The organism is Nocardioides sp. NPDC047086 (assembly GCF_040643685.1).
Taxonomy (GTDB): Bacteria; Actinomycetota; Actinomycetes; order Propionibacteriales; family Nocardioidaceae; genus Nocardioides.
Map to the genome: position 1 here is coordinate 47,099 of NZ_JBEYUV010000021.1, position 25,809 is coordinate 72,907.

General features: G+C 69.7%; 19 protein-coding genes and 1 riboswitch. Of the genes, 4 read left to right on the forward strand and 15 right to left on the reverse strand.

All coding sequences use genetic code 11. From position 1 onward, the window contains the following. Positions 1-78: 78 nt before the first annotated feature. The 8 genes from holA to ABZ796_RS16265 all read right to left on the reverse strand — a co-directional run bounded on the left by holA (position 79) and on the right by ABZ796_RS16265 (position 13,433). The gene (holA, locus tag ABZ796_RS16230; protein WP_357338195.1) at positions 79-1,062 is read right to left on the reverse strand and encodes a DNA polymerase III subunit delta; all 984 of its coding nucleotides are present in this window, start codon (positions 1,060-1,062) and stop codon (positions 79-81) included. 126 nt (positions 1,063-1,188) lie between these two features. Then, positions 1,189-3,477 carry a ComEC/Rec2 family competence protein gene (locus ABZ796_RS16235; RefSeq protein ID WP_357338196.1) on the reverse strand — a complete coding sequence of 763 codons (2,289 nt, stop codon included), beginning with the start codon at positions 3,475-3,477 and terminating at the stop codon, positions 1,189-1,191. After that, complete coding sequence (locus ABZ796_RS16240; RefSeq protein WP_357338197.1) at positions 3,474-4,364, reverse strand: helix-hairpin-helix domain-containing protein; 891 nt, start codon at positions 4,362-4,364, stop codon at positions 3,474-3,476. Before ABZ796_RS16240 ends, ABZ796_RS16235 begins: the two co-directional genes overlap by 4 nt. A 116-nt stretch (positions 4,365-4,480) precedes the next feature. Beyond that, entirely contained in the window at positions 4,481-5,341 is an 861-nt protein-coding gene (locus ABZ796_RS16245) for a DegV family protein (protein WP_357338198.1), read from the reverse strand. Positions 5,342-5,412: 71 nt separating this feature from the next. After that, positions 5,413-7,890, reverse strand: coding sequence for a leucine--tRNA ligase (leuS, locus tag ABZ796_RS16250; RefSeq protein ID WP_357338199.1), 2,478 nt, complete (start codon positions 7,888-7,890; stop codon positions 5,413-5,415). A gap of 571 nt (positions 7,891-8,461) precedes the next feature. Beyond that, entirely contained in the window at positions 8,462-9,517 is a 1,056-nt protein-coding gene (locus ABZ796_RS16255; RefSeq protein ID WP_357338200.1) for a biotin/lipoate A/B protein ligase family protein, read from the reverse strand. Positions 9,518-9,737: 220 nt separating this feature from the next. Continuing rightward, a complete protein-coding gene (locus tag ABZ796_RS16260) occupies positions 9,738-11,057 on the reverse strand; it encodes an aminotransferase class V-fold PLP-dependent enzyme (protein ID WP_357338202.1) in 1,320 nt (439 codons plus the stop codon). A gap of 43 nt (positions 11,058-11,100) precedes the next feature. Then, positions 11,101-11,214, reverse strand: a riboswitch (SAM riboswitch). A 74-nt stretch (positions 11,215-11,288) separates the two neighbouring features. Further along, complete coding sequence (locus tag ABZ796_RS16265) at positions 11,289-13,433, reverse strand: transglycosylase domain-containing protein (protein WP_357338203.1); 2,145 nt, start codon at positions 13,431-13,433, stop codon at positions 11,289-11,291. On the opposite strand from ABZ796_RS16265, the gene ABZ796_RS16270 reads away from it, so the two are divergent. Next, the gene (locus ABZ796_RS16270; protein ID WP_357338205.1) at positions 13,411-13,776 is read left to right on the forward strand and encodes a hypothetical protein; all 366 of its coding nucleotides are present in this window, start codon (positions 13,411-13,413) and stop codon (positions 13,774-13,776) included. The genes ABZ796_RS16265 and ABZ796_RS16270 overlap by 23 nt on opposite strands. A gap of 114 nt (positions 13,777-13,890) precedes the next feature. On the opposite strand, the gene katG is transcribed toward ABZ796_RS16270, so the two are convergent. The 5 genes from katG to ABZ796_RS16295 form a co-directional block, all read right to left on the reverse strand. Further along, complete coding sequence (katG, locus tag ABZ796_RS16275; protein ID WP_357338207.1) at positions 13,891-16,044, reverse strand: catalase/peroxidase HPI; 2,154 nt, start codon at positions 16,042-16,044, stop codon at positions 13,891-13,893. Between the two features lie 96 nt (positions 16,045-16,140). Beyond that, complete coding sequence (locus ABZ796_RS16280; RefSeq protein WP_357338208.1) at positions 16,141-16,566, reverse strand: Fur family transcriptional regulator; 426 nt, start codon at positions 16,564-16,566, stop codon at positions 16,141-16,143. 31 nt (positions 16,567-16,597) lie between these two features. Next, positions 16,598-17,794, reverse strand: a complete 1,197-nt coding sequence (locus ABZ796_RS16285; protein WP_357338210.1) for an MFS transporter — start codon at positions 17,792-17,794, stop codon at positions 16,598-16,600. Between the two features lie 50 nt (positions 17,795-17,844). Beyond that, positions 17,845-19,296 (reverse strand): protein kinase, encoded by a 1,452-nt coding sequence (locus tag ABZ796_RS16290; protein WP_357338212.1) that lies wholly within the window; start codon positions 19,294-19,296, stop codon positions 17,845-17,847. Positions 19,297-19,304: 8 nt separating this feature from the next. Next, positions 19,305-20,399, reverse strand: coding sequence for a hypothetical protein (locus tag ABZ796_RS16295; protein ID WP_357338213.1), 1,095 nt, complete (start codon positions 20,397-20,399; stop codon positions 19,305-19,307). A 76-nt stretch (positions 20,400-20,475) separates the two neighbouring features. Between ABZ796_RS16295 and ABZ796_RS16300 the strand changes: the two genes are divergently transcribed. Next, complete coding sequence (locus tag ABZ796_RS16300; RefSeq protein WP_357338215.1) at positions 20,476-21,366, forward strand: oxygenase MpaB family protein; 891 nt, start codon at positions 20,476-20,478, stop codon at positions 21,364-21,366. An 86-nt stretch (positions 21,367-21,452) separates the two neighbouring features. Further along, positions 21,453-23,075 carry an alkaline phosphatase D family protein gene (locus tag ABZ796_RS16305; RefSeq protein ID WP_357338217.1) on the forward strand — a complete coding sequence of 541 codons (1,623 nt, stop codon included), beginning with the start codon at positions 21,453-21,455 and terminating at the stop codon, positions 23,073-23,075. A gap of 40 nt (positions 23,076-23,115) precedes the next feature. Here ABZ796_RS16305 and ABZ796_RS16310 read toward each other — a convergent pair whose 3' ends face one another. Beyond that, positions 23,116-24,006 (reverse strand): hypothetical protein, encoded by an 891-nt coding sequence (locus ABZ796_RS16310; RefSeq protein ID WP_357338218.1) that lies wholly within the window; start codon positions 24,004-24,006, stop codon positions 23,116-23,118. A gap of 126 nt (positions 24,007-24,132) precedes the next feature. Next, positions 24,133-24,708, reverse strand: a complete 576-nt coding sequence (locus ABZ796_RS16315) for a TetR family transcriptional regulator C-terminal domain-containing protein (protein WP_357338220.1) — start codon at positions 24,706-24,708, stop codon at positions 24,133-24,135. A 77-nt stretch (positions 24,709-24,785) separates the two neighbouring features. Between ABZ796_RS16315 and ABZ796_RS16320 the strand changes: the two genes are divergently transcribed. After that, positions 24,786-25,805 carry an alpha/beta fold hydrolase gene (locus tag ABZ796_RS16320; RefSeq protein ID WP_357338221.1) on the forward strand — a complete coding sequence of 340 codons (1,020 nt, stop codon included), beginning with the start codon at positions 24,786-24,788 and terminating at the stop codon, positions 25,803-25,805. Positions 25,806-25,809 lie beyond the last annotated feature (4 nt).

A 25,809-nucleotide genomic window follows, 5' to 3' on the forward strand; every position in this document is an offset into this window, starting at 1 on the left:
GTGGCGTACGAAAGTCGAGTTTCGTACGCCACAACTGCAATCTCGCGCTCCAGAACTACAGATTCGGCGTGGGTGTTGTCAGCGCTGGCGGAGGGCGGCGATGGTGAGGACGAGACGCTCGAGCGTGTACGCCGGGTCGCTGGCGGCGCCCTTGAGGTCGGCGTCGGCTCGGGCGACCGAGCGGAGCGCCTCGCCGATGCCTTCGCGGGACCAGCCGCGGGCTAAACCTGCGATGGACTTCTGCTTCCAGGGTGGAGTGCCGCTGTCGCGGATGCCAGCGACGTGGTTGGCGACGGTGCGGAGCTGGCCGGCCACTGCGGAGAGGACGTAGACGGGGGAAGAGCCGGTGTCGAGGGCCCAGCGGATCTCCTCGAGGGCCTTGACCCGGTCGCCGGAGACGATCGCGTCGGCGATCACGTAGTTCTTCACCTCGGCCCGGCCGCCGAAGTACTGCTTCACGTGCTCCAGGCCGAGTCGCTTCGCCTCGTTGTCGCCGGCGAGCTGGCTCGCCGCGGCCGCCAGGGCGCGGAGATCCTGACCGACCGCCTGGATCAGGAAGTCGGCGCCCTCCTCGTCGATGCTCGCGCCGTGCAGCCGCATCTCGGCCTTCACGAAGCTTCCGAACTCGCGCGCCTTCAGCTCCACGGACTTCTGTTCGGTCACCTTCGGGAGCTTGCGAAGCTTGGCGAGAGTGCCGCTGCCCTTCTGGCCGCCTCCGTGGACGAGGACGAGGGCAACCTCCTCCGACGGCATCCCGGCATACTCCACCAGACCCGCAACCGACTCGTCCGGCAGGTTCTCCAGGTTGCGCACCACGACGCAGCGGATGCTCGAGAAGAGCGAAGGTGCACTCAGCTCGCCGAGCGTCGCCAGCGTCAGATCGGCGGCGGTCGCCTCGGAGACCTCGGCCTCGGCGTCGTAGCTCTTCACCGCGGCCTTCGCAGCCGCGACCGTGCGCTCCCCCAGGAACTCCTCCTTGCCGGTCACCAGCGTCACCCGACCCAGGACGTCGGAGGCAGACAGGTTGCCGGTGGGGCTCGGTGCGGAGGCGGTGCGTGCCATGCTCAAACCCTCCCACACGGCACCGACATCCGAGCCTTGGCCGGCGCTTGCGTCGGCCAAACGCGAGGAGGTCGAGCGAGCGCAGCGGCTGAGCCTGCGAAGCCGCGAAGCGGGTCGAGACCAACGCTATCGAGTAACAACCGCCACTTCACCCCCGCTCTCGACGACTGCGACCGAGCCGTCGCGGTCGGTGCGGTAGACCTTGGTGCCGCTCTCCTCGAGCCCCTGGACCGTGGCGGTCGCCGGATGACCGTAGTCGTTGCCCGAACCGACCGAGGTGAGCGCGACCTGCGCCCGCAACGTACGCAGCCAGTCGAGGTCCTGGTAGCGCGAGCCGTGGTGAGGCACCTTGAGCACGTCGATGTCGAGCCCGGCGAGGTCATCGGCGAGCTGGTCCTGCCCCTCCGGCTCGATGTCGCCGGTCAGCAGCAGGCGCAGGCCGCGGGACTCGACGAGGAGGACGACGCTCGCGTCGTTGGCCGTGGAGCCGTCTCCGGGCCCGCGGGTATCGGACTCGCCCGCGGGCCAGAGCACCTGGATCTGCGCCTCGCCGACGGTGCTCGTGGCTGCGTAGGGAGCCGGAACCGGCACCACCCCGTCCGCACCGGCGGCCTCCCCGAGGACCCGCACGCCCGCGGGCGGATCCTGGAGGCGTGAGGTCCACAGCTCACCGACCCGGCGCCCGGCGAAGACGCCTTCGATGCCGTTGACGTGGTCGGCGTGAAAGTGGGTGATGACCGCGAGCGGAACGTCCTCGATCTCGAGGCGGTCGAGGCAGTCGTCGACGAGGTCCGGATCGGGGCCGGCGTCCACGATGACGGCACTCCCTGACCCTGTGCGTACCACCAGGGCATCTCCTTGTCCCACGTCGCACATCACCAGCACCCACCCCGGCGGGGGCCAGCCGGGGCTCGGCAGCCGCACCAGCGCGACCGCGAGCAGCACCAGGCACCCGGCCACCCCGGTGACCGGATGCCGCAGGATCCGAGGAGCGAGGAAGGCGATCGCGGCACAGATGACCACCAGCATCGCCAAGGCCGCCGGCCCTGTCGCCCAGCCGACCTCCGCGGTCGGCAGGCCGGCACCGAAGCGGGCCACCGCGATGATCCAGGCGACGCACCAGGTCGCGATCGTGCCCGCGACCATCCCGAGCGGATCCCACACCAGCCCGAGCAGACCGCCCAGGAGACCGAGTACCGTCGCGGGCGCGACGGCGGGCTCGACGAGCAGGTTGGCGAGCACCGCGACGAGGCTGACCTGGCCGGAGATGGCCGCGACCACCGGGGTGCATGCCAGCTGCGCCGCTGCCGGGACCGCGATCGCCTCCGCGCACCACTGCGGCATCCAACGTCTCAGGGCGTCGCGCCAGGGTGGCCCGAAGAGCAGGATGCCGGCCGTGGCCAGGACCGAGAGGGTGAACCCGATCGAGGTGGCCAGCCCCGGGTCGAGCAGCAGGAGCCCGATCACCGCCGCGCCGAGACCGCGCAGCGCTCGCTGCCGTCCGTTGTGCGTCATCGCCAGCAGTCCGACCGCCCCCATCGCGGCGGCCCGCACCACACTCGGCTCGGTGCGGGCGAGCACGATGAACCCGAGGATGCCGAGCACCCCGACTGCGTACAGCCATCTCCCCCGCACCCCGGCCCAGCGGGCGACGATGAGCAGGAATCCCACCACCAGGGTCAGGTTGGTGCCCGAGACCGCGAGCAGATGGGTGAGCCCGGTCGTGCGGAAGTCGTCCGCGAGATCGTCGGAGAGGCCGGTGTCGTCGCCGTCGACCAGCGCCGGGACCAGCGCCGCCTGGTCGGGCGGCCGGTGCGCCACCGCGTCGCGGATGGAGCCACGCAGCGTCTCCGAGGCTCGCCACCAGATGCCCGGACCCGCCACGACCCGCGGCTCCCCGGCGATCAGCAGCGCGGACTCCTCGTGCGAGTCGCTCCTGCCCAGGCGCCCGGTCGTCGACACCGTCGTCCCCAGCGGGACGTCCGCCCACGTCTCGTTGCCGAGCACGACCACCGGCGTACGCAGCTGGTAGACCACCCCACGGCCCCTGATCTCCCGCACGCTGGCGCGCCGGAGCTGGTACGTCGCGTGCTCGCCCCGCACCTCCTTCGGGTCGGTCGTGACGGTGGCGACCACCCGCACCTGCGCCTCGCGCTCAGCCAGGTCCACCACCGGGTTGTCGCTGACGCGGGCGACGTGCAGGCCGGCGACGACCGCGGCCCCGGCGATCATCAGCACCAACGCCAGCGCCGTCGGGCGGCGCTTCCGTGCCGCCCATCCTCCGCCGATGCCCAGGACCGCGGTGAGGAGCACCAGCAGGACCACCCCGGGCCGCCCGCCGGCCGCTACGACCGGCCCGGCCAACGCCCCCGCCCAGGCACCGGCCCCGAGAAGGGGCAGCCGCAGGTCGTTCACAACGTGACCAGCGGTGCCAGCGAGTCATAGGTCTTCGGCCCGATCCCGTCGACCTCGAGCAGCTCGTCGACAGAGGTGAACGCGCCGTTGGTGGTGCGCCAGTCGATGATCGCCTGCGCCGTCACCGGACCCACCCCTGGCAACGTCTCCAGCTCTTCCATCGAGGCGGCGTTGAGGCTCACCGCTGCGCCGGGCGCCCCAGCAGCCGGAGCGCCGGAGCCGGGCGCCGCGACGCCTCCGCCGCCGTTCGGCGCACCCACCACGATCTGCTGACCGTCGCTGAGCAGAGCGGCGAGGTTGAGTCCCGCGAGGTGCTTGTGAGACGCCCCGCCCGCGGCCTCGACCGCATCCACCACCCGCGAGCCGACCGGCAGCACGACGATGCCGGGCTTGGGCACCTTGCCCTCCACGTCGACCGTCACCGTCCCGGCCGATACTCCGCCCGACGGCACCGCGGCCGTGCTCGCAGGCGGGGCCGAGCCGGTCGGCAACGAGACCAGCGGCGAGGCCGAGGGCGAGGCCCGGGCCGCTGGCACCACCTCCGGGTCGGCGCGGATCATCCACCAGCAGGCCACCGCCAACCCGGCCACCAACACCAGCGAGACGACCACGAGGTGCCACGGACCGAGACTCACCCGTCCACGCAGCGGTTCCGGCAGCATCGTGTCGGGCGAGATCACGACCTGACGCCGCGACGCGTGACGCCCCGGGACCGGCACCAACGGATCCAGCTCCGCGGTGTCGGTCGCACCCGGCCCGTCCCACCACGGCGGCTGCCAGTCCCCCTCGCCCTCGTCCTCCTCCCCCGACGGGTCGAGCTCGGCGCGCAGCTGCTCCAGCCGCCGGGCGACGGCATCAGCGTGATCAGAGGTCGGTCGGGTCCGCATGACGCCGAAGCTATGCGTCGACGCCGACACTTCCGAGCGCGTTCTCAGCGCCTGTGGACAACTCGATCCTCAACCGTCCCTGTGGACGGTGATCGGCCCAGAATCAGGCCCACGGATCAGAGCTTGGGCCCCACGACGACCGCCACGCACCCCGGCCCGACGTGCGCACCGAGCACCGCCCCCAGCACCCCGACACGTACGTCGCCGTTGATCTTGCCGTCCAGCTCGGCGGAGAGCCCCTCGGTCATCGCGGCCGCCCGATCCGGGCTGCCCAGGTGAGCGACGACGACCTCGACGGCCTCCGCGTCCTCACCCGCCTCGGCCCCGAGGGCCTGCAGCCGCGCGATCGCCCGCTCAGCCGTACGCACCCGCTCGTGCGGCACGACCCGCCCCTCCTCGATCGTGAGCAGCGGCTTGACCGCCAGCGCGGTCCCGAGCAGGGCGGCGGCAGCACCGATCCGCCCACCTCGGCGCAGATACTCGAGGGTGTCGACGTAGAAGTAGGAACGCGTCGCAGCGACCCGCGACAACGCGGCCTCGCGCGCCTCGGCGGCGCTCCCGCCGCGCCCGGCCACCTCTGCGGCGGCCAGCACCGCGAACCCGACCCCGGGTCCGACCAGCCGAGTGTCCACGGTGATCACCGGCACCGGAGCCTCCCGCGCCGCGAGCATCGAGGACTCGCACGTCGCGCTCAGCTCCGCGGAGAGGTGGATGGAGACGATCTCCTCGAACCCCTGCGCGGCGAGCTTCGCATACACCTCCCCCAGCAGCGCCGGAGAGGGCCGCGAGGTGGTCACCGTCTTGTGCGCAGCCAACGCCGCCAGCAACGCTTCGGGCGACGTCTCCTCCACCCCGTCGTCGTACGAGGTCCCATCCACGATCACCTGCAACGGCACCGATGTGATCAGCTCCGCGGCATCCCCGAGATCGGATGGAAGCATCGCGGTCGAGTCGGTCACGATCGCTACCCGGGCCATGTCAGAAGCCTACAGATCGACCCATCGGGTCGGCACCACGAGCCGACCCGATCAGAGCCGATCAGTGCCGATCAGATGACGATGTTGACCAGCTTCGGCGCACGGACGATGACCTTGCGGACGGTCTGCCCCTCGATCGCGGCCGCGATCGTCGGGTCGGCCAGCGCGGCCACCTCCAGGTCTGCCTCGGAGATGGAGGGCGAGACCTCCAGGCGGGCGCGCACCTTGCCCTTGATCTGAACGACCGCTGTCACGGAGTCCTCCACGAGCAGGCGGGGCTCGACCGTCGGCCACGCAGCTCGCGCAACCGTCGGCTCGTGCCCCAGGATCTCCCACATCTCTTCAGCGGTGTACGGAGCGACCAGCGACAGCAGGATGGCGACGACCTCGGCCGCCTCTCGCACGGCGACGTCCTTCGGGCCGCACCCGGAGTCGATGGCCTTGCGGGTGGCGTTGACCAGCTCCATGGTCCGGGCGACGACGACGTTGAACTTCCTGCCTTCCAGGAGGTCCTCGGCCTCGGCAACGGTCTTGTGGGTCACCCGGCGCAGCGACACGTCGCCTGCGGAGAAGTCGACGCCCGGCTCGGAGTCAACGTCACCAGCCAGTCTCCACGCACGCTGCAGGAACTTCAGCGAGCCACCAGGAGACAGGTCGGCCCAATCGATGTCGGCCTCGGGCGGGCCGGCGAAGACCATCGTCACGCGGGTGGCATCGACGCCGAACTCGTCGATGGTCTCGCCCAGGTCGACACCGTTGCCCAGGGACTTCGACATCCCCTTGCCCTCGTTGATGACCTCACCCTGCGTCAGCAGCTCCTTGAACGGCTCGTTGAAGTCGATCAGGCCGATGTCGTTGAGCGCTTTGACGAAGAAGCGGGCGTACAGCAGGTGCATGACCGCGTGCTCCTTGCCGCCGACATAGTGGTCGACGGCACCCCAGGTCTTGATCGCCTCGGGGTCGAACGCGGCCTTGTCGTAGTGCGGCGAGGTGTAACGCAGGAAGTACCACGACGAGTCCACGAACGTGTCCATGGTGTCGGAGTCCCGCTTCGCTGGGGCACCGCACTTCGGGCAGTCGACGTTCGCCCAGTCCTCGGCTGCGGCCAGGGGCGAGACGCCCTTCGGCTTCAGGTCTGCGCCCTTGAGGTCGGGCAGTACGACCGGCAGCTGGTCCTCGGGAACCGGGACCGGGCCGCACGACTCACAGTGGATGATCGGGATCGGCGCACCCCAGTAGCGCTGCCGGCTCAGCAGCCAGTCGCGCAGCCGGTAGTTGATGGTGCCCTTGCCCTGGCCCTCGGCCTCCAGCTTCTCGATGATCTTGTGGATCCCGCTCGCCTTGTCGGCGACGCCCTCCAACTCGGGAGAGTTCACGTACGCACCGTCACCTGCGGTTGCGACGTAGGTCTCCTCCGGATTGTCAGTGTCAGGAACGTCGACAACACGGCGGACCGGCAGTGCGAACTTCTTCGCGAAGTCCAGGTCGCGCTGGTCATGCGCGGGCACCGCCATGATCGCGCCGGTGCCGTACTCCGCCAGCACGTAGTCCGACGCCCACACCGGGATCTGCTCACCATTGACCGGGTTGACCGCAGTGACTCCCAGATCAACACCTGTCTTCGGACGGTCGGTCGACATGCGGTCGATCTCGGAGGACTTGCGGACCTCGATGACGTAATCCTCCAGAGCCTGCTTCTGCTCAGGGGCAACGATCTCCGAGGCCAGGGCTGCATCGGCCGCGACGACCATGAAGGTGGCGCCGTACAGCGTGTCGGGTCGCGTGGTGAACACGGTGACCTTCTTGGAGCCGCCATCGGCCAAGGTGATGTCGAAGTCGACGTGCGCACCCTCGGACCGGCCGATCCAGTTGCGCTGCATGGCCAGGACCTCTTCGGGCCACTTGATCTGGTTCATGTCGTCCAGCAGGCGCTGGGCGTAGTCGGTGATCTTGAAGTACCACTGGTTCAGGTCGCGCTTGGTGACCGTGGCCCCGCAGCGCTCGCACTGACCGTTGACGACCTGTTCGTTCGCCAGAACGGTCTGGTCGTTCGGGCACCAGTTGACCGGGCTCTTCTTGCGGTAGGCCAGCCCCGCCTCGTACAGCTTGATGAACAGCCACTGGGTCCAGTGGTAGTACTCCGGGTCGGAGGTGTGCAGCCGGCGCGACCAGTCGAAGGAGATGCCGTAGCGCTTGAAGGACTCCGCCTGGGTCTCGATGTTGGCGTAGGTCCAGCCGGCGGGGTTCTCGTTGCGCTTGATCGCGGCGTTCTCGGCAGGCAGGCCGAAGGAGTCCCAGCCGATCGGGTTCAGGACGTCGAAGCCCTTCAGCCACCAGTAGCGGGCCAGTACGTCGTGCAGCGCGGTCACCTCGGCGTGGCCCATGTGCAGGTCGCCGGAGGGGTAGGGGAACATCGTGAGCGCGTAGCGCTTCTCGGCCCCCTCTCGCTGGCCCGCCTTGAACGGCTCCAGCTTCTCCCAGATGGGGCGCCACTTGTCCTGCAGCTCGGTGACGTCGTACGTCGCCTGCTCAGCCTGGTCCTGCGTCATTGGTCTTTCGTCCTTGTCGAGTGTCGTGCGTCAAGACTGCTTCTGGAACGATCCCTAGAAATGAGAACGGCCCCTCACATGGAGGGGTAGCCGCGTGACCGGGGTGTGTCCCTCAGGGTCAGCGCGGCTGCCTAAGAAGCAGGACAGACATCTGCATGTGTTCAGGGTAGCCGACCACCGCCACCATCGTCATTCGCAGTCCTGCCATACTCCCGCGCCCGGTGCCGGTGACAGGGTCGAAGTCCTCTAGAAAGGCACTTTCGATACCCCATGAGTTCCGCCCTGCAGATCGACCGACAGAAAATAGGTCCGGAGGGGCCTTCACCTATTGCGACGGCGCATCTGAGCGTGCCAAACTGGCGGCGCTCCGCTGCTCGTGATGTCGGTCGTGAATGAGGACCCCCCCATCTCATCCAAGGAACGCTCCGAGCAGCGGAGTCCAAATCTTTGAGGCCCGGCGACCAAGTCGCCGGGCCTCAAAACGTATTGGAGATCAAGCGCCGCGCCCGAGCTTGCGAAGGCGCGATGCGCGCGTCGAGATCCGGTCGCGTACGTGTAGCGAGCCCCACGCCTACGGCACGCGAGCAACCCATTCCCGCGTGCCGTGCTTGCTCTCGACCAGCGCCGCGGCCTCGTCGATCGTGGCCTGATCGAGGCCGACGTACGCCGCCCCGAAGCTCTGCTCGAACTCGGCCAGCAGTGCCTCGATGACCTTGTCGCGGCTCAGCCCGGTCTGGGAACGGATCGGGTCGACGCGCTTGGCAGCGCTCCTGGTGCCCTTGTCGGACATCTTCTCCCGGCCGATCCGGAGCACCTCGAGCATCTTGTCGGCGTCGATGTCGTAGGCCATCGTGACGTGGTGCAGGACGCCACCGGGGATCCGCTTCTGGGCGGCGCCGGCGATCTTGCCGACCGGGGAGGCGATGTCGTTCAGACCGGCGTAGGCGGCCTCGATGCCGACGCTGCGCAGGCCGCGCAGCACCCACTCGTCGAGGAAGGCGTAGGACTCCTGGAAGGACATGCCAGCCACGAGCGTGTCGGGCACAGCGAGGCTGTAGGTGATCGTGTTGCCGGGCTCGATGAACATCGCACCGCCGCCTGAGATGCGGCGTACGACCTCGATGCCGTGACGCTCGGCGGCGGCCTCGTCGACCTCGTTGGAGAGCGACTGGTAGCTGCCGATCACGACCGCGCTGCTCGCCCAGTCCCAGAACCTCAGGTTGGGGGCGCGGCGGCCCTCGGCCACCTGGCGGACGATGACCTCGTCGAGGGCCATCTGCATCGTCGGCGACAGCGGGCCGGTCTCGACGATCTCGAGGTCGAGATCGTCCCAGGTCGTGGCCCGGCCCAGCGCCCGCAGCACCGTCAGGGCGATGTCACGGGTGCCGAAGCCGACCAGCTCGGCATCACGGGCCGCGGCGTCCAGCTCCGCGGTCAGCTGGTCGAGGGACACCTCGACGGACTGTCCCTCCAGCGCCGTGGTCAGCCACCCCAGCGCCTCGTCGGGTTCCAGGAAGAAGTCCCCCGAGAGGACGACGTCGATGATCGTGTCAGCGGAGACCGTCACGTCGACGACGACCAGCTTGCCGCCGCGTACCTTCCGCTCGCCATGCACTCGTTCGCTCACAGTTCCTCAACACCGCGGGCGCCCCGATTCATCCTCCCTCGTCGAGGCGTCACCCGCCTGCCGCTGGTCGAGCCGCCGGAGCCGCTAGGCGGAGGCGTGTCGAGACCAACACAGTCGAATCGAGCGCGGAGGGGACTGTGTTGGTCTCGACACGCTCGGCCGCAGGCGGCCTCGCGGCTCGACCAGCGGCCGACGTAGCTGACGCTTCGGCAGGAGGGGGTCAGACGGCGGCGCCGCAGGAGCCGGCGGTGTCGGCCAGGCGGGTCAGGCCGGCCGGGCCGACGAGGGGGCGGGGGTCATCGGCGAGGGTCCAGGCTCCGTCGACGAGGACGTAGTCGCCGCGGACGTCATCGGCGAGGAGGGAACGTACGCCGGCGACCAGCCGGTCCACGTCGGCGAACGAGGTGCCGATGCCGATGCTCGCGCGGACGGCGCCGCCGGTGAGCCCGAGGCGCTTGAGGAGCGGCTGGGCACAGAACCGGCCGTCGCGTACGCCCAGGCCGTGCTCGGCGGAGAGGTAGGCCGCGACCCGGCCGGGCTCGATGCCGTCGACGGTGAACGTGACCACCCCGACGGGCTCGTCGGAGTCGGGCCAGAGCCTCACGACGTCGACACCCTCCAGCGCGGACAGGCCGGCCACGAGGCGCCCCCTCAGTGACGCCTCGTGGCGGTCCAGCTCGGCGGCCGAGAGGCTGCCGAGAGTCGTACAGGCCGCGGCCAGGGCGTCCGCGCCGATGACGTTGGGCGAGCCGCCCTCGTGGCGCGCGGGGGCGGGCTGCCACGTGGTCTCGCCCACCTCCACGTCGTCGACCGCCCCTCCCCCGGCGAGGTAGGGGGTACCGACGTCGAGCCAGTCGCGGCGCCCGACCAGGGCGCCGGCGCCGTAGGGGGCGTAGAGCTTGTGGCCGGAGAAGGCGACGTAGTCGGCGCCGGTCGCGGCGAGCGAGAAGTGGCGGTGGGCGAGCAGCTGGGCGCCGTCGACGAGGACCCGGGCGCCGTGGGCATGGGCGAGGGTGACGATCTCGCCGACCGGCAGCGCCTCGCCGGTGACGTTGGAGGCACCGGTGATCGCGACCAGGGCGTAGTCGCCGCGGGCCAGCTCGCTCGCGAGGGCGTCGATGGTGCCGGCGAGGGTGTCGCGGCCGGCGATCGCGGTGACGCCCGCCTCGACCCGGTGCCACGGGAGCAGGTTGGCGTGGTGCTCGATGTCGAGGACGAGCACCCGACCGGGTACGCAACCGGCCAGCAGGTTCACCGCATCGGTGGTGTTGCGGGCGATGACGGTGACGTCGTCCTCGCGGGCGCCGACATAGGCGCCGATGGTCGCGCGCGACTCCTCGTAGAGGGCGGTCGAGACCTGGGACAGGTAGCCGGCGCCGCGGTGCACCGAGGCGTACCAGGGCAGGACCTCGGCCACCCGGTCGGCCACGGCTTGCAGCGCAGGCGCCGAGGCGGCGACATCGAGGTTGGCGTACGTCGTCGTGGTTCCGTCCAGCAGCGGGACCTGCGTGTTCGAGCCGACGAGCGGAAGCAGGGACATGGGGCACCCTTCGGGTCATGGCTCCCCCAGGGCTGCCCGGCGAAGCACGCGCTTGCCCGCGCCACCTCGGCGAGGGCCTGGTCGTCACCCGGAGCACCCCACCGCGTGGGAGGGTTGCCCGCCAGCAAGCCGGGGCTTCGCGCTGGCAGTCGTGACCTTCGCCCGGAATGCTGCCCGAGACCGGGCGCGCCCACCAACTCGTCATCTCGATCGGTGGGCACGCATCTCAGATCACGGACGGCCTCGCCAGGGCTTGCCGTTGCCGTTGCCGTTGCCTCCGTCGTCACAGGCGCCGAAGAACTCCGCGACGGGGTCACAGTCCTCGCCGTCGTCCTCCTCCGGGGGCGGTGGCGGTGCGATCAGCTGCTTCTCGTGACCGGACTCGGGATCCTGGCCGTCGACGTAGACCGGCTCCGGGAAGTTCTCGACCTCCTTGCCCTCCATCGCCTTCGCCATGATGGCCGCCCAGGTCTCGGTGGGATAGTCGGCGCCGAAGTAGGACGGCATCCAGCCGCCGTCGAGCTTCCCTTCGCCGTTGCCGCGCGAGTAGCGGACGGCGGTGGCGATCTGCGGGGTGAACCCGACGAACCACGACGAGCAGACGTACTGCTCGTTGGTGCAGGTGCCGGTGCCGGTCTTGCCGGCCACCGGCCGGCCGATGCGCTGCGCCTTCTGGCCCGAGCCGCTCTGCACCACACCCTGCATCGCGTACGTCACGTCGGCGGCGACATCTTCGGAGATCGCGTGCCGGGCGTTCTTGCGGCCGTTCCAGCTGTAGAGGACGTTGCCGGCGCGGTCGCGGACCTTCTTCACCACGTGCACGTCGTGGCGGTAGCCGCCGTCGGCGATCGTGGCGTAGGCGTTGGCCATGTTGATCGGGCTGACGTTGGCGCGGCCGAGGGCGATCCGGTCGTCGGTCTTGTGGTCGAAGTCGGTGGTGGTGCTGGGGATCCCCGGGAACTTGGGGTCCGCCTTCGCCGGGGCGACACCCGCGGCCACCGCGGTGTCGTAGATCGCCTTGCGGCCCGCCTCGGGACCACCCATCGACTCGGTCATGTCGATGTAGGCCGTGTTCACCGACTGCTCCAGCGCCTTGAGCATGGTGATGTGCTCGCCGTAGTCCATCCCGTCGGCGATCCCGGCTTGCTCACCCTCGTTCACGACCGGCTTGCCGGTGTAGGTCGTGAACGGCGAGTCACCGGCCCAGGTCGACTCCAGTGAGTAGCCCTTCGCGATCGCCGCCGCGGTGGCGAAGACCTTCATCGTCGACCCGGCGTGACCACCGGTCGCGGCCCAGTTGTGCTGGCTGTCGAGATAGTCCTGGCCACCGTAGAAGCCGAGCAGTGCGCCGGACCCGACGTCGACCGAGGCGGTCGCCACGTGCAGGGCGTTCTTCTGCTCCGGGTCGTCCTTGACGTACGCCTTGCGGTTCTTGGGCTTGACCGTCTTGGCGGCGGTCGCGGACGCCTTCATCACCTTCGGCGAGAGCGTCGCGGTGATCCGCAGGCCACCGCTGTCGATGTCCTCCTCGGTGAACAGCGGCTTGCCGTCGGCACCCTTCAGGGCAAGCAGCTCGGCCTTGATCATGGTGAGCGCGTGGCCGCGCTGGCCACCGAGCCGGCTCGGCACCGTCTTCGCGGGGAACTTCGGCAGCGCGTCCTTCACCTTGTCGGCATCCGCCTGCTTCAGGTAGCCCAGGTCGACCATGCCGGAGAGGACGTAGCGGTAGCGGCCGAGCAGCTTCTCCTCGCCGCGGAAGGTGCTGCTGGCGGGGTCGAAGCCGGCCGGGTTGTTGAGGATGGCCGCGAGCGCCGCCGTCTCCTGCAGCGAGAGGTCCTTGGTGGACTTCGCGAAGTAGGCCTTCGCGGCCGCCTCGATGCCGTAGGCGCCCCGGTTGAAGTAGATCGTGTTGAGGTAGTCGGTGAGGATCTGGTCCTTGCTCTTCTGCCTGGTCAGCTTCAGGGCGATGACCGCTTCCTTCAGCTTGCGGGAGTAGGAGCGCTCCGAGTCGAGGTAGTAGTTCTTGACGTACTGCTGGGTGATCGTGGACGCGCCACCCGCGGTGCCCTCGGTCGTGTTGGAGAACGCGGCTCGCACGATGCCCTTCACGTCGACGCCGCTGTTCTCGTAGAACGTACGGTCCTCGGCGGCCACCACGGCGTGCTTGACCACCTCCGGGATCTCGTCGGCGTCCAGCTTGGTCCGGTTCTGGTCGCCCTCCTGGTAGCGGCCGAGCTCGGTCTTGCCGTTGCTGTAGTAGACGAACGAGGTCTCGACCTCGAAGGCGGCGTTGGGGTCCGGCACGTTGATCCGGTTGTAGGTCACGATCGCCGTCACCGACCCGATCAGGGCGATGGCCAGGAACCCGACCAGCACCACCTTCGCCGTCAGCTTCCCCCAGCGTCGCCAGCTCGTCGAAGCCCAGGAGGCCGAACCCGTGGACGTCGAACCCCTGGAGGTCGCGCTCCTGGCCGCCGCCCACTTCTCGGCCGCCCAGACCTTGGCAGGCTCGGCCCGGGCGACCCAGGCCCGGGCGGAGGCCGGTCTGGGCGCCGCGCGACGCGCGCCCGGCGGCCTGCTGGGCGTGGCCGGGGGTGGCTCGGCCACGATCCGCGGAGCGGGCGGAGGCGGCGGCCGCCAGGACGGCGGCGGACCGGTCGGACCCTTCGGAGGCTCGGCGCTCCGGTGTTCCATTGCTCCACCTGACCTAGGCAACTGATTGCGGCGGCCGTTGATCCTACCCGGGTGGGTATGACGACGGAGGCCGACCCCACAAGGGGCCGGCCTCCGTGTCGGTCGTACGCGGCGGCGTACGGCCTTCAGATCCCCAAGATCAGCGGAGCTTCAGGTCGAAGCGGTCGTTCTCCATGACCTTGACCCACGCCTTGACGAAGTCGTTGACGAACTTCTCCTTGGCGTCGTCGGCACCGTAGACCTCCGCAAGGGCACGGAGCTCGGAGTTGGCACCGAAGACCAGGTCGACGCGGGAACCGGTCCAGCCGTTGGAGCTGGTGTAGGTCGCCTCGTCGGCGGACGGGGTCCACTGCTGGTCGTAGTCGAGCAGGTTGACGAAGAAGTCGTTCGTCAGCACGCCCGGGGTCTTGGTGAAGACACCGAGGTCGGAGCCGTCCCAGTTGTTGCCGAGCACACGCAGACCGCCGACCAGGACCGTCGCCTCGGGGGCCGAGAGGCCGAGGAGGCTCGCGCGGTCGAGGAACAGGAACTCGGTGGGGAGGTTGAGGAACCCGGAGTCGTAGTTGCGGAAGCCGTCGGCGACCGGCTCGAGCCAGGCGAAGTTCTCGACATCGGTCTGCTCCTGGGTCGCGTCGACGCGGCCGGCGGAGAACGGGACCGTGACGTCCTGGCCCGCGGCCTTGGCGGCCAGCTCGATGCCCACGCCACCGGCGAGAACGAGCACGTCGGCGAAGGAGACACCGGTCGCGGCCGCGATCTCTTCGTACTTCGCGATGACCGGCTTGAGCTCCTCGGGCTGGTTGACCTTCCACGAGACCTGCGGCTCGAGACGGATGCGACCGCCGTTGGCACCACCGCGGTGGTCGGACGTACGGTGCGTGGCCGCCGCCTTCCACGCGGTCGAGACCAGCTGCTGCACGCTCAGACCGGACGCGGCGATGGCCGTCTTGGCGGCGGAGATCGCGGCCTCGTCGGTCGCGCCGCCCTCGGCGGGGAGCGGGTCCTGCCAGAGCAGGTCCTCGGCCGGGACCTCGGAGCCGACGTAGCGGCTCTTCGGACCCATGTCGCGGTGGGTCAGCTTGAACCAGGCACGGGCGTACGCGTCGGAGAAGGCCTCCTGGTCGTCCCTGAACCGGCGGGAGATCTCGTCGAACTCCGGGTCCACGCGCAGCGCCAGGTCGGAGGTGAGCATGCGCGGCTCGCGCTTGCCCTCACCGTGCGCCTCGGGGACCATGTCGGAGCCCGCGCCGTTCTTCGGACGCCACTGCTTGGCGCCGGCCGGCGACTCGAACAGCTCCCACTCGTAGGCGTAGAGAATGTGGAAGAACTCGTTGTCCCAGCGGGTCGGGTGGTAGGTCCAGGTGACCTCGAGGCCCGAGGTGAGTGCGTCCGCGCCGACACCGGTGCCGTGGCCGTTCTTCCAGCCGAGGCCCTGGTTCTCCAGCGGCGCGGCCTCCGGGTCGGGGCCGACCAGATCGTCGGGGTGGGCACCGTGGGTCTTGCCGAAGGTGTGGCCACCGGCGATGAGGGCGACGGTCTCCTCGGAGTTCATCCCCATCCGGCGGAAGGTCTCCTTGATGTCCACCGCGGACTTCATCGGGTCGGGCTCGCCGTTGGGACCCTCCGGGTTGACGTAGATCAGACCCATCTGGACAGCGGCCAGCGGCGCCTGCAGGTCGCGGTCGCCGGTGTAGCGCTCGTCGTCGAGCCAGACCTTCTCCGGACCCCAGTAGATGTCATCGTCGGACTCCCAGACGTCCGCGCGACCGCCCGAGAAGCCGAAGGTCTTGAAGCCGCCCTCCTCCATCGCCACGTTGCCCGCCAGGACCATCAGATCGGCCCAGGAGAGGTTCTTGCCGTACTTCTTCTTGACCGGCCACAGCAGACGACGGGCCTTGTCGAGGGAGACGTTGTCCGGCCAGGAGTTGAGCGGCGCGAAACGCTGCTGGCCACGGCCGGCGCCACCGCGACCGTCGTGGCTGCGGTAGGTGCCGGAGGCGTGCCACGCCATCCGGACGAAGAGCCCGGCGTAGCTACCGAAGTCAGCCGGCCACCAGTCCTTGGAGTCGGTCATGACCGCGGCGATGTCCGCCTTGACGGCAGGCAGGTCCAGGGACTCGAAAGCCTTCGCGTAGTCGAAGTCCTCGCCCATCGGGTCGCTCACAGGGGCGTCCTTGGCGAGAATCTTCAGGTTGAGCTTGTTCGGCCACCACTCCTGGTTGGCATTGCCGACGGTGGGGTGAACGCGGCCTGCGTTCATCACCGGGCACTTGCTCACGGCCTCTTCAGTCATGAGATTCCTATCCGTTTCTGATCGGACTGGCTGCTGCCAGACGCTGTGATTCACATGTGTTGCGCCGGCCGATGACAACCTCAGCCGGCGCGGGCTCTACCCCTGGGACAGGCTGCAGTCCGCGCAGGTGCCCCAGTAGATGACCTCGGCCTCGTCGATCGTGAAGCCGTTGTCATCAGATGCCGTCAGGCAGGGCGCATGGCCGACGGCGCAGTCGACATCGGCGATCGCCCCGCAGGAGCGGCAGACCACGTGGTGGTGGTTGTCCCCGACCCGGGTCTCATAACGAGCCACCGAGCCGGACGGCTGGATGCGGCGTACGATCCCGGCCGCCGAGAGGGCGGCGAGGGAGTCATAGACGGCTTGATGGGAGACGTCGGGAAGCCGCTCGCGCACCGCTCCGAGGATGGTCTCGGTGTCGGCGTGCGCGTTCTCGGTGACGGCCCCCAGAACGGCCACTCGCGGGCGAGTGACGCGCAGGGAGGCACCTCTCAGCAGCTGTTCGTAGTCCGCATTCCCCACAACCCAGAGCCTACGCGAATTCTTGAATGAGTCAAGAAACGGAGGGTGATTCTTTTCCTTCGGATCTCGCTGCCGGACGAGTCGCGAAGCGGCCGGCCATCAGCGGGATCAGGACGGAGATCGCCAGCGGGATGACGAACATCGAGCGCTCGCCGAAGAGCTCGGCGACGGCAGCGATCAGGGACGCCGCGGCGAGGTAGCCGGCATAGTTGGCGAGGTTGACCCGGGCGATCGCGTCCTCGGCGTTGTCCGGGGAGATGTGGGCGGCGGCGACGAAGGACTGCGGCGGGACCATCGCCAGGCTGCCGCCGAGGATCGCGAAGCCGACGGCCGCCACGCTCCAGTGCGGGGCGACGACGATCAGCACCAGGGCGCCCACGCCGACGATGCCGCCGGTGCGGATCACCCGCTCGGGGCCGAAGCGGGCGACGAGGCGGTCGCCGGGGAGGCGTATGGCCAGGAGGACCAGCTGGTAGGCGGCGTAGATCGCCGGCGCGACCGCAGCCGCGGCGCCCAGGCCGTCGACGACATAGATCCCGCCCCAGGCAGAGGCTGCCGAGTCGATGAACCACATCGCGAACGTCGGTACGGCGACCAGAAGGAGGGGCAGCCACGGCAGCGGGGGCTTCGGGCGCAGCGTACCGCTGGGCCTCTTCTCGGCCGCGTCGACCGCCTCCGGCGGCAGCAGGAGCCGGAAGGTGGCGAGGTTGGCGGCCAGGCCGATGAGGGCGATCGGGATCATGTCCAGGCCCAGAGGTACGCCGAGGGCGATCGTCACGGTCGCGTAGATGGCCCCGAGGACGGCCGCCGCGCTCCACATCGCGTGGAAGCCGTTCATCAGCGGGCGGCCGTACGCGTCCTGCGTGGCCGTGCCCTGCATGTTCATCGCGGCATCGACGCCGCCGAGGAAGAAGCCGTAGACGCCGTTGAGGACCAGCAGGGTCACCATCGTCGGCGCGAAGGCGGGCGCCACCGCGGTCAGCGAGGCTCCGGCGAGCATCAGCGAGAGGGTCGCGGCGCTGCCGATCCTGCTGGCGAGGTGACCCGAGACGACGCTGCCGACCGCCCCCACCGCGGTGGTGATGCCGAGCACGACGAAGACGTCGCCGGCGCTGAGGTCGAGCTTCGTCGCGATCGACTCGAGCCTGGTGATGAGCGAGGCGAAGGTCAGGCCCTGGATCGCGAAGGCGACGAAGACCGCCGTGCGGGCCAGCTGGAGTCGGGTCATGGACGCGAAGTCTGCACCCTCCCACGCTGATCGTGCACCCGTTTGTCGGGTCAGTTCCCCTTGAGCAGCCCGTCGAGGATCTTCTCGCCGTCCTTGCCGTCACGCTTGCCCAGGCTGTCGAACTCCTCGCGCAGCTGCTCCATCTCGCGCTTGGCGCTCTCGCCCTTCTCGACCAGGTCGCGGATCTGCTGGATCTGGTCCTCCCACTCCTCGGACTGGCCGCCGTCGATGACGTTCCAGCTCTCCAGGTTCTCGCGCCAGCGGTCGAGCTTGTCGAGGCGCTTGAGGGTCTTGTTGTCCGACTTGTGGGTGTCGGTGTCGTCGGAGCCGTCCGAGTCATCCGCGTCGTCGGTGTTGCTGGGCGGGTTCTCGGAGCTGTCGGAGCCGTCGGAGCCGTCGGAGCTCTGGGACGACTGATCGGCCTGGGCGGGCTCGTAGGAGGCCAGCCAGGACGCGGCGAAGACGCAGGCGACCACGAGCGCGAGCGCACCGACGAGTCGGCCGGTGGGGAACGTACGCAGCGACCTCGGGCGCGGCCCGCGGACGGGCGGCGGGGCGTCAGGACGGGGCAGGACGCCGGTGCGGGAGCCCGGCAGCGCCATCGGCTCGTCGAGCGATCGCGGCGGCATCGCCTGGGTCGGGTGCGGCGCCTGCCCGGCGGAGAGCCGGTCGGTCGCGTCGGGGTCGGCGCCGCTGAGGACATAGCCGAGCTCGTGCCCGACCTGGTCCATCGACGGCCGGGCGGCCGGGTTCTTGTCGAGCATCCGGGTGACCAGCCGCGCCAGCGGCGCGGGCACCGCCCGGAAGTCGGTGATCCGCGGCACCGGGTCGCTGAGGTGCATGTGCAGGATCTTGACCGGGTGCGGCGCGGAGTAGGGCGCCTTGCCGGTGAGCATCTCGAAGAGCACACAGCCCAGCGAGTAGACGTCGGCGGGCGGCCCGACAGGGTCGCCGGCGGCCTGCTCGGGCGAGAGGTAGGACGGGCTGCCGATCACATGGCCGGTCTGGGTCAGCCCGGCGTCGACCCCCGTCATGGCGTACGCGATGCCGAAGTCGAGCACGGTCAGCCGGCCGTCACCGTCGAACATGAGGTTGGCCGGCTTGATGTCGCGGTGCACCACACCGGCCCGGTGGGCGGCGCCGAGCGCACCGGCGACCTGGCGGGTGTATTCGACGGCCATGTCGACCGGCATCGCGCCACGCTGCTGGAGCGGCTCGGCCAGGGTCGGGCCGGGCAGCAGCTCCATCACCAGGAAGACGTCGTTGTCGTCGCTGCCCGCGTCAAAGATCTTGACCACGTCGTCGTGGACGACCCGGGCGGTCGAGAGCGACTCGCGGCGGAACCGCTCGGCCATCGTGGGGTCGTCCACATCGCGCAGCAGCTTCACCGCGACATCGCGGTCCAGGACGGTGTCACGCGCCCGCCAGACCTCGCCCATGCCGCCGGCTCCGAGCAGGGTGAGGAGCTGGTAACGACCGGCGATCCGGGGAAGCTCGTCCATGACGGAAATTATGCCGGGGTCACCCAGGAGCTGAAGAGCGGGATGCCCTCCCAGGCTCCCCCGCGCGCGATCGCGACCACGGCGTGCGGCCGGTCGAACCTCAGATCGACCTGCCGCACCTTCGTCTCGCGCGGCACCGCGGCGGCGGCCCGGACCATCATTCCGGTCACCGCGGCCGCCTTGAAGCCCTCACGGTCGTAGGACGCGACCGCCTTCTGGACACAGACGGCCTCCGTCTCCTCCTCGACCGCGGCCATCACCCCGCGGGCGACCTCGGCGACCCCCGGCGCGGCCGACAGGTCGTGACGATCCTCCTCGCTCCACTCGGGCAGATGGCTGCGCCAGCGGTCGGACGGAGCTCCGCCGAAGACCGTGACCTCCCGGACCGTCCAGGCATGACCGTCCTGCTGCGCTGCGAGAGCGTGGTCGCGCACCTCTCCCGCGTCGATCCTGCGGACGACCTCGTCGGCGGCCCGCCACACGTCGTCGGCAGACACACCCTCCTCGGCGATCACGGAGTAGATCGAGATGCCGTCCTCGCTGGGCGGGCAGGCGACCGCGACCGGGCCGGCCGCCTCGGTCTCCACCACCGCCTGGAAGCCGTCCTCGAGCAGCAGCAGCCCGTCCTCCCCCTCCCCCAGCTGCTCGCTCCAGCGTGGTGTGACCACCAGCGCGGAGGCGAGCACGATCAGCGTCTGGGCGTCGATCTCGAGCGGGAACTCCTTGATCAGGCCGCGGGTGTGCTCGTCTGCCCAGGCGTCGAGCCCGGCCTGCTCCGGGAGCGGGTCGAGCACGACCGGCAGGCCCTTGGTCAGCTGGACCCCCGGGCGCAGCCAGCCGGCGACCGCGGCCCCGATCGTCGGGTGCGGCGCCTCCAGCAGCGCGAGCGCGGCGGCCCGCGCGTCGGCCCGGTTCAGCCCCAGGATCTCGTCCGTCTCGGTCTCCGCCGCGGGCGCCAGCGAGGCGAGGAGCAGCCACAGCCCGGCGTACGAGATCACCGGGGACTCGGCCGCGCCGAGCGCGGAACGGGCGGCGGCGGCGTACGTTCGGACCGCCTCGGCGGCGGCGAGGGACAGGGGCGTCTGCGTTCCCGACTTCTCCATGCCGAAGACATTACGGCGGGAGCCACGACACGTGACCCAAATCACGATACGGTTATGTATCGAACCAGGAGGCACCATGGCCAAGCTGAATTGTCAGAGGCGGGCGCGCACGGCAGGACTGGACCCGGAGACCGAGTTCCAGGAGATCTCGAGGCGTCTGGGGCTCTACGAGTTCCCCTGGGACACGACTCAGGCACTCAGCTTCGCGCTGTTCCGGACCTATGCGGTGCCCTCGATCGGTCGTCTGCTGGCCGAGACGCACCAGTTCACCGAGAACACCCAGAAGCGCTACGACGACACCGCGTTGCTGCTCGAGGACGCGGCCGTCGAGGACCTGGACAGTCCTCGCGGCCGGGCCGCGGTGCGGCGGATCAACCAGATGCACAAGATGTACGACATCTCCAACGACGACATGGTCTACGTCCTCTCCACGTTCGTGGTGATCCCGCGGCGCTGGAACCAGGACTTCGGCTGGCGGCAGTCGACCGCCGACGAGCAGCTTGCCGCGCTGCGCTACTACCAGGCGCTCGGGAAGCGGATGGGGATCAAGGACATCCCGGCGACCTATGCGGAGTTCGAGCACCTCCTCGACTCCTACGAGGCGGAGCACTTCGGGTACGACGAGGGCAGCCGTGCCGTCGCCGACTCGACGCTCGAGCTGCTGACGACCTTCTACCCGCGCCCGCTGGCGCCGATCATCCGGATCTTCTCGCTGTCGCTGATGGAGCCGCACCTGCTCGAGGCGTTCGGCTACCCCGAACCGGGGCGGGTGGCGCGTGCGCTGTCCCGTGGCGCACTGAAGGCCCGGGCACGCTTCGTCGCCCTGCTGCCTCCGCGGAGGAAGCCGGCGTACGTCCGGGACATGCCCCGCATCAAGAGCTATCCCCACGGGTTCAACACCGACGACCTCGGCACCTTCGCGCCGGGCTGTCCGGTGCATCGGCCCGTCGCCGGCACCAAGCCGTAGCCCACCCCTCCCCCACACTTCACGGGGCCTTCACCGGGCACCGCTTCGCTGTTGTCGATCACCCCCATATCGACAGGAGCACGTCCATGCCTGCCCCCAGCAACACTCCTGATCTCCGCGGTGCCCTCCGCGGCCTCGACCGCCGCCGTTTCCTGACCGTCTCGGCCGCCGCGACCGCGTTGGCCTTCACCACCGGCCTGCCGCGGACGGGCGCCTTCGCTGCGCCGGCGGCCTCGCCCACGGCGATCACCTCGGACCCGTTCACCCTCGCCGTCGCCTCAGGCGACCCGCTGCCCGACTCGGTGCTGCTGTGGACCCGGCTCGCGCCACTCCCGCTCGAACCCACCGGCGGGATGCCGCCCGCGCGTTTCGACGTCGGCTGGGAGGTGGCCAGGGACGCCGCCTTCAGACGCGTCGTACGCCGCGGCAAGGCAACCGCGCACACCGAGTTCAACCACTCCGTGCATGCCGAGGTCCGCGGCCTGGACGCGGCGACCGAGTACTTCTACCGCTTCCGGGTCGGCCAATGGATCAGTCCGGTCGGCCGGACCCGGACCGCCCCTGCCGTCGGGGCCGCGGTCTCCTCGCTGACCTTCGCCCTCGCCTCCTGCCAGCGCTACGACCAGGGCTACTACACGGCGTACAAGCATCTTGCCGGCGAGGACGTGGACGCGGTCCTCCACCTGGGCGACTACCTCTACGAGTACGCCGTCAACGCCTCAGCCGGGACGCGCGGCTACACCGAGCCGCTGCCGGCACACCTCAACCACGAGACCGTGACGCTGGACGACTACCGGGCCCGCTACGGGCTGTACAAGTCCGACCCGGACCAGATCGCCGCCCACCTCGCGCACCCGTTCATCGTCACCTGGGACGACCACGAGACCGAGAACAACTACGCCGGCGACACCCCGGAGAACGCAGGTCCGCCGGAGGAGTTCCTCGTGCGTCGCGCCGCCGCGTACCGCGCCTACTGGGAGAACCAACCGCTGCGGCTCCCGCAGCAGCCGTCCGGTCCCGACCTGAGGCTCTACCGGCGGCTGCAGTGGGGCCGGCTGGCGCAGTTCGACATCCTCGACACCCGCCAGTACCGCACCAACCAGGCCAACGGCGACGGCTGGAAGGTGCCGACGGCCGAGTCCGAGGCGGAGACGATGACACTGCCGGGGAACGAGCAGGAGCAGTGGCTGATCGACGGCTGGCGCCGCTCCTCAGCGCTGTGGAACGTCGTCCCTCAGCAGGTCACCTTCTCGCGCCGCGACAACCCGTCCGGCGACGGCACCCGCTCGATGGACTCGTGGGACGGCTACCCCGCTTCGCGGCGCCGGATCCTCGAGGGCTGGAAGGCGTCCGGCCAGTCGAACCTGATGGTGCTGACCGGTGACGTGCACGTCCACTACGGCTTCGACATCCACGACGACGTCGACGACCCGTCCTCGCCGATCATGGGCACCGAGATCGTCACCACCTCGATCACCTCCGGCGGCAACGGCGCCGAGCACCCGGCCAACTGGGCGGCGTACCTGGAGCGCAACCCGCACATGAAGTTCTACAACGGCCTTCGCGGCTACGCGACCGTCTCGCTCGACTCGGCCGGCGCGGAGGTCACCTACAAGACCGTCCCGTACGTCAGCACGCCCGGCGCGCCGCTGACCATCGGTGGCCGCTTCTTCACCGAATCCGGCCGGCCAGGTCTGGTCGAGGCGTAGCAGCCGGCGTCTGGGTACGACGGGACGTTCTTGTCGGTTACTACCAGGTAGACCGACCAAGACGTCCCGTCGTATCCGACAATGGCGAGATCTCGAGGTCCCCGGTCAGGTAGGCCAGCGTCGTGTCGTTGGACAGGACCGCCCGGCGACCTTCGTCCGTACGCCGCTGCAGCGACCTCAACGTCGTGAGCACCTGCTCCGGGCGGTCGAGGAGTGGGTAGCCGACCCGGACGACGCCCGTGCGCCAGCGCTTCGGAATCAGCCGGATCCGATGACGCCGCGTCACCGTCCACGACGGCGCGTCGCCCCGCGTCCTGATCTCGAGGAAACGGTTCCTCACCGTGATCCCGTTCGGACTCATGACCTGCTCGAACAGATCGACGCGAAGGTCCGCCCACGCCACCGAGACCGTCTCGGGGCCCAGCTCCACCGTCAGCGCCTCGGGCGTGATCAGCACTGCTCGTCGCAGTCCCGTCGTCGTCGCATGCTCGGCCACGACGACGGCGAAGAAGACGGCAAGGAGCGTGAACGGCAGCCCGATGACCGGATTGCCCGCCCGAAAGCCGATTCCCGCCGACAGGTACAGCATGGCCAGGAGGCACACCAGCATCAGCTCTCCGCAGATGCCCGGCGCGCGCCGTAGCCGGATCACGATCCCGTCACCGGCGACCACACCCAGCCGCCTGATCCTGCGCGTGACGCTCCCGGCCGGGCGTACGCCCTTGGTGACCAGTCCGTGCACACCCGTCAGGAACAGCAGGATCCCGAAGCCGGCCCCCAGCAGATAGGGCCCGTACGCACCACCGTCGGCCACCACCGATCCGACACCGATGGCCAGCCCGATCAGGGCGTTGAACACCCCCGTCACCGTCCAGGCAACGCGGCGCACCGTCGCCATCCACGGCGAGCCCAGATCCTCGTTCCCGACCACGCCGTAGACCTTAGGGGCCCTAGGCCGCTACGGCCCGGTCGAAGTTGGCGTCAGGGCGGGTGAACGAACTTTCGTTCGTTGCGTGCACGTCGTGCCTCCCGCTCGGGGTATGCGTGAGGATCCTCTTCACCCTGAGGTCATCCGGCGCGACGTGTGTGCCCTGATCGAGGCTTCGGCCTCCTCGGCGGTGATGTCTCCGATGAGGACTCGCAGGGTGAGACCGTCGGAGAGCGCGAGCAGCTCGATGGCGCGCGCTCGCGCCTCGGCCTCATAGAGCCCGTCAGCCTCCTCGATATGGCGGGTGCACTCCTCGACACCGACCCTGGTCGCCTCGGCCAGGATCTGACGTACGGCGGCGTGGGTCATCGCCTTGGCGAAGTAGGCGTACCAGACGGTGACCCCGATGCGGCCGGCCTCCGTGTCCGGGATCTGCTGGAGCAGGAGGTGGAGGAGGCGATCCTGGGGCGGGCGGCCCTCGGTCGCGTCGTACTCGATGACGGCGCGCTTCACGAGCAGGTCGATGCCGGCGACGACCAGCGCGTCCTTGGTGCCGAAGTAGTGCTGTACGCGACCCATCGATACCCCTGCCCGGGTGGCGACGGTCCGCAGGCTGACGCCCTCGATCCCCTGCTCGGCGACGATCTGCCAGAGCCCGGCGACGATCTCGAACCGGCGCTGTTCGTGGTCGGCGGCTCTTGGCATGGCGCCAGGTTAGCAATACAGTCGCATCGCAACAGGTTTCAATGCGATCGCATCGTTATCGGGGACGAGGGGACGACATGGACGGAGCAATCGAGCATGACGGCATCGAACGACGCAGGAAGCGCCGGCGCTGGCCGGTGGTCCTCCTCACCGTCATCGCGGTGGTCTCGACCGGTTCTCTGGTGATGGTGCTCGGCACGAGCGGTCCCGGTGTCGGCCACTTCCACAGCCCGGCGGGCCGCCAGGCCTACATCGAGGCGTACGACGCGGCCTTCGCCGCGCTGCCGAAGCCGGCCGAGACGCACGACATCGAGACCACCTTCGGCACGGTCCGCGCCTACGCCTGGATCAACCCGGACCCGATCGACGACGTCCCGGTCGTGCTCGTGCCGGGACGGGCCAGCGGCGTACCGATGTGGGGCGAGAACCTGCGTGACTTCGCCGAGCACCGCACCGTCTACGCCTTCGACGCGATCGGCGACAGCGGGCTCTCCGAGCAGACCCTGCCGTTGCGCGGGATGGACGACAACGCCCGCTGGGTCGAGGAGGCCCTCGACGGTCTCGAGCTCGACCGGATCCATCTGGTCGGTCACTCCCAAGGCGGCGGGCTCGCCGCGGCCGTCGCCGTGCGCTACCCCGATCGGCTGGCCAGCCTCACCCTGCTCGAGCCGATCATGACGTTCGGCATGCTGCCGGCCTGGGCGATCGGCTGGTCTGCGGTGGCCGCACTCCCCTTCCTGCCCGACTCCTGGCGCGACCACGCACTGAATCGGATCGGCGGCGTCGAGGACGACGAGGTCGACCCGGAGGACCCGATGGCTCGCATGATCGCGGCCGGTACAGCTCACTTCGACTCCGGCAGCCTGCCCACGCCCTCACGGCTGACCGACGGCCAGATCCGCGCCCTCCGGATGCCGGTCTACGTCGCCATCGCGAGCGACAAGTCGCTGGCCGGCGGCAAGGACGCCGCCGAGAGGGCCGAGATGCTCCCCCACGCGACCGTCAAGGTCTGGCCCGAGACCACCCACTCCCTCCCCGTGCAGGTCGCGGCCGAGCTCGATGCCGAGCTCGAGAGGTTCTGGGCAGACGTACGTTGACCGC

Bases quoted from the DNA above. Each gene is read 5' to 3' on its own strand.
- holA (WP_357338195.1), bottom strand. From the start codon at position 1,062: ATGGCACGCACCGCCTCCGCACCGAGCCCCACCGGCAACCTGTCTGCC.
- ABZ796_RS16240 (WP_357338197.1), bottom strand. From the start codon at position 4,364: ATGCGGACCCGACCGACCTCTGATCACGCTGATGCCGTCGCCCGGCGG.
- ABZ796_RS16245 (WP_357338198.1), bottom strand. From the start codon at position 5,341: ATGGCCCGGGTAGCGATCGTGACCGACTCGACCGCGATGCTTCCATCC.
- leuS (WP_357338199.1), bottom strand. From the start codon at position 7,890: ATGACGCAGGACCAGGCTGAGCAGGCGACGTACGACGTCACCGAGCTG.
- ABZ796_RS16260 (WP_357338202.1), bottom strand. From the start codon at position 11,057: ATGTCCCTGCTTCCGCTCGTCGGCTCGAACACGCAGGTCCCGCTGCTG.
- ABZ796_RS16270 (WP_357338205.1), top strand. From the start codon at position 13,411: ATGGCCAGGAACCCGACCAGCACCACCTTCGCCGTCAGCTTCCCCCAG.
- katG (WP_357338207.1), bottom strand. From the start codon at position 16,044: ATGACTGAAGAGGCCGTGAGCAAGTGCCCGGTGATGAACGCAGGCCGC.
- ABZ796_RS16285 (WP_357338210.1), bottom strand. From the start codon at position 17,794: ATGACCCGACTCCAGCTGGCCCGCACGGCGGTCTTCGTCGCCTTCGCG.
- ABZ796_RS16290 (WP_357338212.1), bottom strand. From the start codon at position 19,296: ATGGACGAGCTTCCCCGGATCGCCGGTCGTTACCAGCTCCTCACCCTG.
- ABZ796_RS16295 (WP_357338213.1), bottom strand. From the start codon at position 20,399: ATGGAGAAGTCGGGAACGCAGACGCCCCTGTCCCTCGCCGCCGCCGAG.
- ABZ796_RS16300 (WP_357338215.1), top strand. From the start codon at position 20,476: ATGGCCAAGCTGAATTGTCAGAGGCGGGCGCGCACGGCAGGACTGGAC.
- ABZ796_RS16305 (WP_357338217.1), top strand. From the start codon at position 21,453: ATGCCTGCCCCCAGCAACACTCCTGATCTCCGCGGTGCCCTCCGCGGC.
- ABZ796_RS16315 (WP_357338220.1), bottom strand. From the start codon at position 24,708: ATGCCAAGAGCCGCCGACCACGAACAGCGCCGGTTCGAGATCGTCGCC.
- ABZ796_RS16320 (WP_357338221.1), top strand. From the start codon at position 24,786: ATGGACGGAGCAATCGAGCATGACGGCATCGAACGACGCAGGAAGCGC.